Annotated in this window: 10 protein-coding genes and 2 pseudogenes; 6 read left to right on the forward strand and 6 right to left on the reverse strand. The window is 54.8% G+C overall.

Going from position 1 to position 12976, the window contains the following annotated elements; genetic code table 11:
• Positions 1–196 precede the first annotated feature (196 nt).
• The 3 genes from pcaH (at position 197) to MUU47_RS05345 (ending at position 2646) form a co-directional block, all read left to right on the forward strand.
• Positions 197–937 (forward strand): protocatechuate 3,4-dioxygenase subunit beta, encoded by a 741-nt coding sequence (gene pcaH, locus MUU47_RS05335; RefSeq protein WP_258987143.1) that lies wholly within the window; start codon positions 197–199, stop codon positions 935–937.
• The gene (gene pcaG / locus MUU47_RS05340) at positions 934–1554 is read left to right on the forward strand and encodes a protocatechuate 3,4-dioxygenase subunit alpha (protein ID WP_159465335.1); all 621 of its coding nucleotides are present in this window, start codon (positions 934–936) and stop codon (positions 1552–1554) included. The genes pcaH and pcaG overlap by 4 nt, the downstream gene beginning before the upstream one ends.
• Positions 1555–1719: 165 nt before the next feature.
• Positions 1720–2646, forward strand: a complete 927-nt coding sequence (locus MUU47_RS05345) for a LysR substrate-binding domain-containing protein (RefSeq protein ID WP_258987144.1) — start codon at positions 1720–1722, stop codon at positions 2644–2646.
• A 101-nt stretch (positions 2647–2747) separates the two neighbouring features.
• On the opposite strand, the gene cybB is transcribed toward MUU47_RS05345, so the two are convergent.
• Positions 2748–3275, reverse strand: coding sequence for a cytochrome b561 (gene cybB / locus MUU47_RS05350; RefSeq protein ID WP_258987145.1), 528 nt, complete (start codon positions 3273–3275; stop codon positions 2748–2750).
• 238 nt (positions 3276–3513) lie between these two features.
• Here cybB and MUU47_RS05355 point away from each other — a divergent pair.
• Positions 3514–3651: pseudogene (locus tag MUU47_RS05355) on the forward strand (alpha/beta hydrolase); the annotation flags it as partial.
• Between the two features lie 37 nt (positions 3652–3688).
• Here MUU47_RS05355 and MUU47_RS05360 read toward each other — a convergent pair.
• From MUU47_RS05360 to MUU47_RS05375, 4 genes are all read right to left on the reverse strand, one after another.
• Complete coding sequence (locus MUU47_RS05360) at positions 3689–4843, reverse strand: acyltransferase family protein (protein WP_258987146.1); 1155 nt, start codon at positions 4841–4843, stop codon at positions 3689–3691.
• Positions 4844–4973: 130 nt separating this feature from the next.
• Positions 4974–5390 carry a GFA family protein gene (locus tag MUU47_RS05365; RefSeq protein WP_258987147.1) on the reverse strand — a complete coding sequence of 139 codons (417 nt, stop codon included), beginning with the start codon at positions 5388–5390 and terminating at the stop codon, positions 4974–4976.
• Positions 5391–5501: 111 nt separating this feature from the next.
• Positions 5502–6941 (reverse strand): aldehyde dehydrogenase, encoded by a 1440-nt coding sequence (gene aldA / locus MUU47_RS05370; RefSeq protein WP_258987149.1) that lies wholly within the window; start codon positions 6939–6941, stop codon positions 5502–5504.
• 210 nt (positions 6942–7151) lie between these two features.
• Positions 7152–7949: a YdcF family protein gene (locus MUU47_RS05375; protein WP_309578256.1), complete on the reverse strand. Its 798-nt coding sequence runs from the start codon at positions 7947–7949 to the stop codon at positions 7152–7154.
• Between the two features lie 100 nt (positions 7950–8049).
• On the opposite strand from MUU47_RS05375, the pseudogene MUU47_RS05380 reads away from it, so the two are divergent.
• A pseudogene (locus MUU47_RS05380) lies at positions 8050–8142 on the forward strand (methyltransferase); the annotation flags it as partial.
• A 51-nt stretch (positions 8143–8193) separates the two neighbouring features.
• On the opposite strand, the gene hrpA reads toward MUU47_RS05380, so the two are convergent.
• Positions 8194–12096 (reverse strand): ATP-dependent RNA helicase HrpA, encoded by a 3903-nt coding sequence (gene hrpA / locus MUU47_RS05385; protein WP_258987150.1) that lies wholly within the window; start codon positions 12094–12096, stop codon positions 8194–8196.
• A gap of 201 nt (positions 12097–12297) precedes the next feature.
• Here hrpA and azoR point away from each other — a divergent pair, with 201 nt between their 5' ends.
• Positions 12298–12903 carry an FMN-dependent NADH-azoreductase gene (azoR, locus tag MUU47_RS05390; RefSeq protein ID WP_159758978.1) on the forward strand — a complete coding sequence of 202 codons (606 nt, stop codon included), beginning with the start codon at positions 12298–12300 and terminating at the stop codon, positions 12901–12903.
• Positions 12904–12976: the final 73 nt, after the last annotated feature.

Below are 12976 nucleotides of genomic sequence, written 5' to 3' on the forward strand. Positions count from 1 at the left end.
CATTTGCCGCCGGGAGGAAGAATTTCTGAATTGTGATCGCGGATAACCTCTCGCTTTACGCCCTGCTTTTGTGCGGTTTATAACCTGTCGTTATGCAAAAAGCCGTATAAATTCACTTTAAATTAACAATATGATTACACACACTGCGAGTGACGATATCACAACAATAAAGAAGTCCTCTGACCCGGAGCGCCCTATGACCGAAAAATGGACACCACGCGAAGTGGTGCATCGTGATTACAACAGTCACCCGCCCGCCTTTGCACCCGGCTATAAAACCAGCGTGCTGCGTTCGCCGCGTAATGCGCTGATCTCCCTGCAAAACTCACTGTCGGAAATCACCGGCCCGATATTTAGCAGTGACGATCTTGGCCCGCAGGACAACGATCTTATCCTCAACTACGCCAAAGACGGGCTGCCGATTGGCGAACGCATTACCGTCCACGGCTACGTGCGTGACGGCTTTGGTCGTCCGATGAAAAATACCCTGGTCGAAGTGTGGCAGGCCAATGCGGGTGGCCGTTACCGGCATAAGAAAGATCAGTATCTGGCCCCCGTTGACCCAAATTTTGGCGGTTGTGGCCGCGTGCTGACCGACGAAAATGGCTATTACTTCTTCCGTACTATCAAGCCCGGCCCGTATCCGTGGCGGAATCAGGCCAGCGACTGGCGCCCTTCTCACATCCACTTTTCTCTGTCTGGCGAAGCCTTCGCCCAACGCTTGATTACCCAAATGTATTTCGAGGGTGACCCGTTGATCAAACAGTGTCCGATTGTGAAAACCATCAATAATGATGACGCTATTCGCACCCTGATTGCTGAACTCGACACCCACGCCGCCGTGCCGCTGGACAGCCTCGCCTATCGCTTCGATCTGGTCCTGCGCGGCAGTCGCGCCACGCTGTTTGAAAACCGTACTCAGGGAGCCGCGCGATGAAAGACTATTTAGCTGAAACCGCCTCGCAAACCGCCGGGCCGTATGTGCACATTGGTCTGGCCCCGGAAGCCGCCGGTTTTCACATCTTCGAGAAAAACTTCGGCCCGGTGCTGACCAACAGCCATACCGAAGGCGAGCGCATTACCCTTGAAGGCCGCGTGTTCGACGGCTCCGGCACGCCGGTGCGTGATGTCCTGCTGGAAATCTGGCAGGCCAACGCCGCGGGGCGCTATAACCACCCTGCCGACCAACAGCAGGACAAACGCCTCGACGGTGATTTTCGTGGCTGGGGACGCAGCTGCTCTGACTTCGACACGGGCGTCTGGCGCTTTGAGACCATCAAGCCTGGCGCGGTCGTCGGGCGTGATGGTCGCCTGATGGCCCCACACGTCAATCTGTGGATTGTGGCCCGAGGGATTAACATCGGCCTGAACACCCGGATGTATTTCTCCGATGAGCAGGATGCCAATCAGCGCGACCCGGTACTGAACCTGATTGAGTGGGAAGTCCGCCGCAACACGCTGATTGGCCAGCGCGAACAGCGCGGCAATGAGGTTGTTTACCGCTTTGATATTCATCTCCAGGGTGAAGCTGAAACGGTTTTCTTCGATCTCTAAGCACAAAATTAGCCCGGCAAAGACAAAATGCCGGGCTTTTTATCGGCTATTCCATAACCACATGTAACGCAATCGACCATTATGTTAATGATATTTTGCTAGCAAGTTATCAAATTCAAACAAGTTACCTTGATACCCGCCCCGCACTCTCTTTAACATCCGGTTATGGAAAAAAATGGTCTCTTCAGTCAGCGCATTCGTTTGCGCCATTTGCATACGTTTGTCGCCGTCGCTCAACAGGGCACGTTAGGCCGAGCGGCGGAAACGCTTAACCTCAGTCAGCCCGCGCTGTCGAAAACCCTCAACGAACTGGAACAGCTTACCGGCACACGTCTTTTTGACCGCGGTCGTATGGGCGCGCAGCTAACGCTGGTCGGGGAACAGTTTCTGACTCACGCGGTAAAAGTGCTTGATGCGCTGAATACTGCCGGTCAGGCGTTGAACCGCAAAGAGGGGATCGGTGGCGACGTGGTGCGTATCGGTGCTCTGCCGACCGCGGCGCTCGGCATTCTTCCGGCAGTGATTGGGGAATTCCACAAGCAGCAAAAAGACATTACGCTGCAGGTCGCCACTATGAATAACACCATGCTGCTGGCGGGGCTGAAATCTGCTGAAATCGATTTAGGCATTGGCCGCATGTCGGACCCGGACCTGATGAGCGGCCTGAACTACGAGCTGCTGTTTCTGGAATCACTGAAACTGGTGGTGCGTCCGAATCACCCGCTGTTGCAGGAAACGGTCACGCTGAGCAAAGTGATGGAGTGGCCGGTGGTGGTATCGCCCAAAGGCACGGTGCCACGCCAAAACGCCGAAGCGCTGGTACTGAGCCAGGGGTGTAAAATTCCACCAGGCTGCATTGAAACACTCTCGGCGTCGCTATCGCGCCAGCTGACGGTAGATTTTGACTATGTGTGGTTTGTGCCTTCCGGCGCGGTGAAAGATGATTTACGTCATGGCACACTGGTCGCGCTGCCGGTGCCAACCCAAGGTGCGGGCGAACCGATTGGAATATTGACCCGGGTAGATTCGCCGCTGTCGACCGGCGCCCAGACGCTATTGAGCGCCATTCGTAAATCCATGCCAGGGCATTAGTACGCTGCCCGGCGGCACTTCGTTTGCACGGGCCTACGGGGAATACAGGAAATACGGGCAAAGGTAGGCCGGGTAAGCGCTGCGCCACCCGGCACATCATGTCACCTCTTACGCGGCATTATGCGCAGCAGCGTGTTGTCCTTCCAGAAATAATGATGCATCAGCGCCGCCAGCGCGTGCAGACCAATCACGTAATAGCCGAAATTCGCCAGCCACACGTGGTATTCCTTCAGGTTATCTGCCAAATCAAAATTCGCTTCTGCGGCGTGCGGCATAATGATGCCAAACGCAATCCACGGATTACCGCGGTTGTACATCATCACCAGCCCGATAATCGGCAGAATGATGAACAGCAGATAAATAACCAGGTGCCCCAGGTGCGCCATCCCGGTCATCCACGGTTTGGGTTTCGGCACAATCGGCGGCGCTTTGTGCTTCAGGCGCACCAGCAGTCGCGCCACCATTAACACCAGAATCGAAATCCCGCAGGAGACATGCACCATATTGAAATACGGGCGATAGGTGCGTGGGAAGAAGCCGCGCAGCTCCATCGCGCAGTACGCACCAATCACCAGCAGAAACACCAGCCAGTGAATGCCAATTTGCAGACTCGAGTATTTATCTCGCATCGTTATTATTCCCGGAAAAACTGTGAGAGAGCTAACATAGCGGCCCCGCTTCAAAAATTCATTAACTTTTCTGTATAGATTTTCAAACCGTTAGTACTGCCTGAAAGATGTTCAGTTACCCAAATGGACCGACTGGTCTGAGCCTGGAGAAGTTTTACGTGCAACGTGAGATTCCCCTTGAAGGAGAAGATCAATGAGCAAAATAGGCATTATTCCCTCGAACAACGCGCCAGCGCGCATACGCCGACTCGGCGTGCCGGTGGAAATGCACCTGTTCGAGCAAGGGAAACACGGGTTCGGCATTCGTGACGCCCAGGGCTTGCCGGTGTCGGTCTGGCCCGAACTGATAATGGCCTGGATAGAAACGAAGGTGTAATTTTCAGGGCATGAGTATCGCCTCATGCCCTGTTATTTCACGGCAGATTAATCGCTTTTTCATTAGCAGCCTTGTTCTGGATGATCCGCTTGCCGAGCGTAATCCCGCGCATTTCAACCTTACGGTGTAAAAACGTGGCCAACAAATAGACCACTGGCATACAAATGCCCACCGTTAACAGGTAACGCGCACCGCTGGAATGGTTCGCAATATGGAAATGATTGAGCAGCAGCGCAATTACCGGCATCACAATCAGCAAGTGCAATAAATAGACGGAATACGACACATCGCCGAGCCAGGTAAATACCCGATGGCTGAGTACCCAGCGCGGCAGCGCAAACAGACGCGACAGCAAGCCGGGCTGCTGCCAGGACCACAGCACGCCCGTCATGCCGAGGATCATCAGCGCTTCCACCGTCACCTGGACGTCATCCATGCGGATATTGAGCAGGTCGCTGACGACTGGCGCCAGCAGGGCCAGCACCACGAACAGCACCCGACGGCGACGTACCGCCTCCGCCATAAACATCCCTGCGATAAACATGTGCAGCTTAATCAGGATCATCGACGGCATCGGGAACGCATCATACATCTCTGGCAGCAAATAACGCCCAAGCACATCCAGCACCATGACAGACACCAGCGTCAGGGCAAATCCCCAGCGCAGCGTCAGCAGCATGATGAACGGGAACAGCAGGTAAAACTGCATTTCCAGGCCGAGGCTCCAGTCCGGCAGCGCGGTGTTATAGGCGTACTGCGGCAGGTCGGCAAAAACAAAGGTTAAATGGGTGAGTACGTTAAAAAATGAGAGGTCACTATAGCGGGAGGTTTCGGTCACGGTAGACGGGAACGCTTCGCCAATAATGTGGCGCACATCGCCCAGATAATAGCCGCCCAGCAATGCGACGAACAGCATCACATAATACAGCGGGGCGATACGAAAATAGCGCCGTAACCAGAAGGTTTTGATGGTTTGCCAGCTGCCCCACGGTTCCTTTTCCTGACGCTCAATATAGTTTTTGGTCATCAGATAACCGGACAGCAAAATAAACAAATCAACGCCTAATTTAGGCACCGCAATGATTGGGATTTTGCAGTTCACCAGCAGTGCAATATGCCCCAGAAAAACCCACAGAGACGCGACGCCGCGCAGTCCCTCCAGTTCCGGAGACCAGTTTTTCGTCGTTGCCATAATTACCCCTTTAAAAGCGGGATCATAGCAACTTATGCATTGGGCTAATTCCGAATGCCCGACCCGGCAACGACTTTCAGAATAAGGCCAGCGGAACAGACCGCACGCGGTCGCCCCGCCTGAAAAGCATTCAGTGTTTATCCGTCGGGGTAAACGTCAGGATCCCCGCCACGCTACCACCACCGTCGGACGGATGATGTATCCCGTTCGACACTGTCACGTCGGTAAAATCAAACGGCGAAACGCCTTCGATACAGGCCACGTTCACCCCATACTGCTGCGGGTTCGAACGTCGCTGATGGAAGGTGTAAATGCCGCACACCGAGCAAAAATAGTGTACCGCGGTGCCGGTATTGAAGCGGTATTCCGTCAGCTTATCTTTCCCTTCGGTTACATGAATGCCGGATAACGGTGCCGACACCGCTACCGCGCCGCGCATTCGACATAACGAACAGTTACAACGTCTGATGGTGTTAAAACCATCAGACAATTCGACGGTAAACTTCACTGCACCGCAGTGACATTGCGCATTCACTTTCTCTGACACAGACACCTCACCGGCAAGGAATAGAGTGGGAATATGTAGCACAGAAGCCATTGTGCTGCACAGGCGCGCCCATAAAAATCTATGGTCACCCCCATTTTCTCGCATTCGCAATTACGATTGCAGATATACCACCTGAGTTTGCAGATATTCTTCCAGCCCATGACGCCCGTCTGCGCCGCCAATCCCGGATTTACGCCAGCCCGCGTGGAAGCCCTGCATCGCTTCAAAGTTTTCGCGGTTGATGTAAGTTTCGCCGAATTTAAGCCCCTTTATCGCTTTCATCGCTTTGTTTAAATCCTGGGTGTAGACCGATGACGTCAGACCGTATTCACTGTCGTTGGCCATCTTCAGTGCATCTTCCAGCGTATCGAACGCCACCACTGGCAGCACCGGACCGAAGGTCTCTTCATGCATGATGGTCATGTCCTGACGCACGTCGAGCAGCAGCGTCGGCGGGTAGAAATACCCTTTGCCTTCTACCGCTTTGCCGCCGATTGCCACTTTCGCGCCCTGCTCAACCGCTTTCGCCACTTTCTGCTCCACGCGTTCCAGCGCAGCTGCGTTGATAAGCGGCCCCATCGCGATATCAGTGCGCTGTGCCGGGTCGCCAAACTGCACTGCTTTCATCGCTTCGCCCAGACGGTTAACGAAACGGTCGTAAATGCCTTTCTGCACGTACACACGCTCGGCACAGTTACAGACCTGCCCGGTATTAATGACGCGGGAATCGACAATCGCTTTCACCGCCAGCTCCATATCGGCATCGTCCAGCACAATCGCCGGAGCTTTACCGCCCAGTTCCAGGCACACTTTGGTGATATTTTTCGCCGCGGCGGTCATGATTTTTTCGCCCGCGCCGACGCTGCCAGTCATGCTAACCATCGCCACTTTCGGATTGCCCGCCAGCTCCTGACCGACGGTTTCGCCGCGGCCCAGAACCAGGTTAAAGACGCCTTTTGGCAGGCCAATATCATGGACAATTTTTGCGAACGCAATGGCGTTGTTCGGGGTAAATTCGCTCGGCTTGATAACGATGGTGTTGCCGGTGATCAGCGCCGGAGCCAGCTTGCGGGCAATCAGGAAGAACGGGAAGTTCCACGGCAGAATGCCGGTGGTGACGCCCAGCGCGCGTTTGAACACGAAGATGTTTTCGCCCGGACGGTCGCTTTGCAGAATTTCACCTTCGTAACGGCGCGCCCACTCAGACATGTACTCGAGATAGTCAGCGGTGAATGCCACTTCGACATCCGCCAACTGCTGAATTTTGCCGCCTTCCGCAACAATCAGCGCGCTGATTTCTTCGGCATGTTCGCGAATGCCCGCCGCAATTTTACGCAGCCAGCCCGCACGCTGAATGGCCGGGAGCGCTTCCCAGGCAGGCTGCGCTCGTTCGGCGGCGTCGATGGCCTGCTGCGCCTCTTTGGCGGAACCGTCAGGAATGCGCGAAATCAGCGCCTCGGTTGAGGGATTGACCACGTCAATCCAGGCGTCACCCTGCCAGGACACAAACTGACCGTCGATATACATAGGGTGTTGTACGGGTGCTGTCATGTGCTGCTCCTGTGAATGCATCGTTTTTAACAAGTGAATATATTGTTAAATATCGAGAATTCACGGCACAAATCCCAACCCTATGATCCTGTTTTTGTGAGACATCTCATAAAAGTAAATCAGTGAACGCGATTCAGCGTCAACAACTCGATAACAACAAATGCCCGTTTGCGGATATTTTTGTCGCAAACGGGCATTAACGGGGGGGCATTACAGCAGGGAACGACTCGACAACGCCTCGTGAAGCAGCGCGTCTTCACGCAGAACGCGCCATGCGTCTAGCACGTCGTCAGGCATATCGACGTGCGCGATAAAACCTTTCCCGCGCGGCCCATAGCCATTTTCATCATCCTGAATACGCGGCAGTTCGCCCAGTAATAAGGAGAGATAACGTTCAACCGGCCAGACGTTATGCGCTTCTTCGGCGAAGGTCAGGCCATGATTCCCGTTACGCAGCACCGGTAAATAGCCCGGATAGCTGCGCCACTGTGGGGCATTCGCATCGTCCTGCCAGATGTGTGCGAACGTCGCCATGGTGCGGCGCTGCATGGTCGGGTCCTGCACCACAATCCCGGAATGACAGCGGATCCCACGCTCTTCCATTATGTCACGCGTGAAACGGGCATTCTCCCCGCAGTTAGTGGAGCGCGATTCCACCACAATGCGCTCCTGTGGAATATTCCAGTACTGATGCGCAATTTCCGCGAGAATTGTCGCTTCGGCACATCCGGTGGTGCGCAGAGCGTTGTAACGCGGGTGACGGGCCACGGCGGCATACAAGAAAGTGGTGGAATGGCCGATGCCTCCGCTTATCAACAACGTGCGGTTTTCTGCCGCCAGACGGCAGGCGGCGTCAATGGTCGGCATCACCGCATTGCCCGCCAGCACCACCAGATCGACGTCAACATTGACCGGTGGCGTGGGAAAATCATTCTGCGCCAGCCATTCGCCTGTGCGGTTGGCGGCTTGCAAAGTCGTTTCGTTCAGATGTGGAAAGGTGGTCAGCATAATACTCCCTACTTTCGTGAGTCGTACCTCAGGGTAACGTCCTGCGCGGAGGATGACAGGAGATCACTCCGAAAGCGAGTTATTGCCCTTTTACCCTGTGATGGGGAACAACCCGCGTTTGACCTGCACGGCGCTGCAAACCGTGGGCCTGAAAGGCTGGGATGGTTTTACGCTGGCGTGGGTGAAGAATTGAGAGTTTGATGCCCGGTAGCGCTTCGCTTACCGGGCATCAGGCTGCAGAGGACTAAGACGTAATCTGCTCCATCGCTTGCAATATCCGTTTGTCAGAAATCGGATACGGCGTGCCCAACTGCTGGGCGAAATAGCTCACCCGCAGTTCCTCAATCATCCAGCGAATTTCCAGCACGTCGTCGTCATTACGACGTGATGACGGCAGTTTGTTAAGCCACTGCTGCCATGCCTGCTGCACGCTTTCGACTTTCAGCATCTGCGCGCGATCCCGATGCGGATCAATGGCTAATTTTTCCAGTCGTTTCTCAATCGCGTTGAGATAACGCAGCGTATCGCCGAGACGCTTAAAGCCATTGCCGGTGACAAAACCGCGATACACCAGCCCGGCCATCTGCGCTTTCACGTCAGACAGGCCCAGCGCCATCGTCATATCTACTCGGCCTTTCAGGCGTTTGTTGATATTGAATACCGCCGTCAGGATCTGCTCGACCTGTTTGGCAATCTCCACCACCGTATCGTTCAGCTCCGCGCGGACTTTCTCATGCAACGCCGCGTAGGTTTCTTCAGTCCACACCGGGCCACCGGCCTCGTGGATAAGCTTGTCGACGCCGCAGGAAATGCAGTCGTCAATCAAATCCAGCACTTTGCCATACGGGTTAAAGTACAGGCCCAGCTTGGCTTTGTTCGGCAGCTTTTCATGCAGATATTTGATCGGCGACGGAATATTCAGCAGCAATAAACGACGCAGACCACGCCACATCGCCTGCTGCTGCTCCAGCGGATTATCAAACAGTTTGATGGCCACGCTGTCGCGCTCGTCCACCAGCGCAGGCCAGGCTTTCATTTTGTAATTGCCGCGCTTCTGCTCATAGCTTTCAGGCAGCGATCCAAAACTCCAGAGATGCAACCCGCTCTGCTCGATACCGTCGTCCGCCACCGCAGACAACGTTTCCTGAACTTTGCCTTTCAACGTGTCTTTCAGCGCCGTCAGGTCACGACCTTCCTGAAGCTTCTTGTTTTTGTCATCAATGACGCGGAAGGTCATTTTAAGGTGATCGGGCACCTGATCCCAGTGCCAGTCGTCGCGGTCAATCGTCACCCCGCTCATCCGGCGTAGCTCGCGCTCCATCGAATCCAGCAGCGGCAGCTCCAGCGGCGTCATGCGGCCTAATAGCGCTTCGGCGTAGTTCGGCGCTGGCACAAAGTTGCGGCGCACCGGTTTCGGCAGCGATTTAATCAGTGCGATTAACAGCTCGCGACGCAGGCCAGGTATTTGCCACTCAAATCCGGATTCTTCGACCTGGTTGAGCAACGGCAACGGAATATGCACCGTCACGCCGTCGGCGTCAGCGCCCGGTTCAAACTGGTAACTCAGGCGCAGCTTAAGATTGCCCTGATGCCAGAAGTTCGGATAGTCGAGTTTGCTGACATCATCGGCCCCTTCCTTAATCAGCATACTTTTTTCAAAGTTGAGCAAATCAGGCGTTTCGCGACTGGCGGTTTTCCACCAGTTATCGAAATGGCGAGCGGAAATCACGTCGTGGCTGATGCGCTGGTCGTAAAACTCGAACAGTGATTCATCGTCTACCAGAATGTCGCGGCGACGGGATTTGTGCTCAAGTTCTTCAATTTCGTTGCGCAGTTTCAAATTATCGCGGAAGAAGGCGTGACGCGTTTGCCAGTCGCCCTCCACCATCGCATGGCGAATAAACAGCTCGCGGCACAGCGTCGGGTCAATCTGGCTGTAGTTGACCTTGCGGGCGGCGACAATCGGCAAGCCGTAAACGGTCACTTTTTCAGTGGCCATTACTGCGCCCTGCGAGCGCTCCCAGTGCGGCTCGCTGTACGAACGTCTGATCAAATGCTGGGCGACAGGCTCGACCCATTCTGGGTCGATACGTGCAGCAATGCGCCCCCACAGCCGGCTGGTTTCAACCAGCTCGGCGACCATCGTCCATTTCGGTGGCTTTTTGAATAAACCGGAACCCGGGAAGATGGAGAAGCGGGCATTGCGCGCGCCGGTAAACTCCTGTTTATCAGCGTCTTTCATCCCGATATGCGAAAGCAGACCGGTCAGCAAGGCAACGTGAATTTCACGGTATTCAGCGGGCTCGCTGTTGACCGGAATGCCAAGCTCTTTCACCACCTGACGCAGCTGGGTATAAATATCCTGCCATTCACGCACACGCAGATAGTTGAGGTATTCGGTGCGACACAGGCGGCGGAACGCGTTCGACGACAGCGCTTTTTGCTGCTCGCCAAGGTAATTCCACAGATTGACGAACGCCAGGAAGTCGGACTCTTTATCATGGAAACGGCGGTGTTTTTCGTCAGAGGCCTGCTGCTTGTCCATTGGACGTTCGCGTGGATCCTGAATCGACAGCGCCGAGGTGATGATCATCGCCTCACGCACACAGCCGTGTTTCTGCGCTTCCAGCACCATGCGCGCCAGGCGTGGGTCCACCGGCAGCTGCGACAACTGGCGGCCCATTGGCGTGAGTTTGTATACTGTCTGCTGTTCGTCGGTGGTTATCGCACCCAGTTCTTCCAGCAGGCGTACGCCGTCCTGAATATTGCGTTTATCCGGCGCTTCCACGAACGGGAATGCACCAATATCACCGAGCCCCAGCGCGGTCATCTGCAAGATAACGGACGCCAGGTTGGTACGCAGAATTTCCGGATCGGTAAATTCAGGACGCGACAGGAAATCGTCTTCCGAATAGAGACGAATACAGATCCCTTCCGAGACACGTCCGCAGCGGCCCTTACGCTGATTCGCCGACGCCTGAGAAACCGGCTCAATCGGCAAGCGCTGCACTTTAGTGCGGTAGCTGTAGCGGCTGATACGCGCGGTGCCAGGGTCAATAACGTACTTGATCCCCGGCACGGTCAGAGACGTTTCCGCCACGTTGGTTGCCAGCACGATGCGCCGTCCACTGTGCGACTGGAATACGCGGTTTTGCTCGCTGTTTGATAAGCGGGCATATAGCGGAAGAATTTCGGTATGCCGCAGGTCACGCTTGCTGAGCGCATCAGCGGTGTCGCGGATTTCGCGCTCGCCGCTCATGAAAATCAGGATATCGCCCGGACTCTCCTGCCCCAGTTCATCAACCGCATCGAAAATAGCCTGTAGCTGATCGCGCTCAGTATCGTCGGCATCTTCGACAATCGGACGATAGCGAACGTCGACCGGGAAGGTACGGCCAGAAACTTCGATTATCGGCGCGTTATTGAAATGTTTTGAGAAACGTTCCGGATCGATGGTCGCCGAGGTGATGATGATTTTCAGATCCGGACGCTTAGGCAGCAGTTCGCGGAAATAGCCGAGCAGAAAATCGATGTTCAGGCTGCGTTCGTGCGCTTCATCGATAATGATGGTGTCGTATTGCATCAGCAGCCGGTCCTGCTGGATTTCTGCCAGCAAAATACCATCGGTCATCAACTTGACCATCGTGTTGTCGCTGACGTGATCGCTAAAGCGGACTTTATAACCGATGCAACCACCCGGCTCCGTTTGCAGCTCTTCGGCAATACGGTTGGCAACGGTACGCGCGGCCAGACGGCGCGGCTGAGTATGACCAATCAGCCCTTTAACGCCGCGGCCCAGCTCCATGCAGATTTTCGGCAGCTGGGTGGTTTTCCCCGAGCCGGTTTCCCCCGCCACAATCACCACCTGATGGTCGCGGATGGCGTTGTAGATATCCTGCTTTTTCTGACTGACGGGCAGGTTTTCCGGGTAGGTTATCGCCGGGCGCGCCGCTTCACGCAGCAGGACTTTACCCGCTGCATGTGAAATCTCTTTCGCCATCTCCTGCATAATGGCCTGTTGTGATTCAGGATTTTTAACCTTCTTCACGCCATGCAGACGACGGGCAAAGCGGGTTTTATCGCGCAGCATCAGGCCATCGAGCTGTTGATGGAGCTGCGAAAAGGTCATTTTGTGTTGTTCTGTCATAGCGTTAGCGGGCAGCGCACTGCCGGAAAAATGTCTCTGTTTTCATTAGTGTTAGAGTACCACATCGCAGCCGGCCTTTCCTTCATCAATAAATTTGAACGAAGGCTTCGATATATTGCGCTATCCCTGCGACAGGATTGTGAATAGCATGTCATCAAGCAACTGGGCACAGGCCCGTCAATCTCATAAAAGGAAACACCCATGAGCAAAGTTTTAGTTCTCAAATCCAGTATTCTGGCAGGGTACTCTCAGTCTGGTCAGCTGACTGACTATTTTGTTGATCAGTGGGCTGAAAAACATCCGGCAGACCAAATCACCGTTCGTGACCTGGCTGCACAGCCAATTCCGGTGCTGGATGGTGAACTGGTTGGCGCGCTGCGTCCAGGCGATGCCCCGCTGTCTCCACGTCAGCAAGAAGCGCTGGCGCTGTCTGATGAGCTTATCGCTGAGCTGCAGGCGCACGACGTTATTGTTATCGCCGCCCCAATGTATAACTTCAACATCCCAACTCAGCTGAAAAACTATTTTGACCTGGTTGCGCGTGCCGGTGTGACCTTCCGTTACACTGAAAACGGTCCAGAAGGACTGGTAACGGGTAAACGTGCGGTAGTCGTTTCCAGCCGTGGCGGTATCCATAAAGATACCCCAACCGACCTGCTGGCTCCGTACATGAAGCTGTTCCTGGGCTTCATCGGCATCACCGACGTGAACTTCGTGTTCGCTGAAGGCGTGGCTTACGGTCCAGAAGTGGCGGCCAAAGCGCAGTCTGATGCCAAAGCTGCAATCAACAGCCTGGTTGCTGCATAAAAGATTACCCCTCTCGCCGCCCGGTGAGAGGGTTTTTCCGCTTCCACATTTTATGCAGGAGGCGCAGGGTAAA

The sequence above is a fragment of the Scandinavium hiltneri genome (assembly GCF_024764835.1).
Taxonomy (GTDB): domain Bacteria; phylum Pseudomonadota; class Gammaproteobacteria; order Enterobacterales; family Enterobacteriaceae; genus Scandinavium; species Scandinavium hiltneri.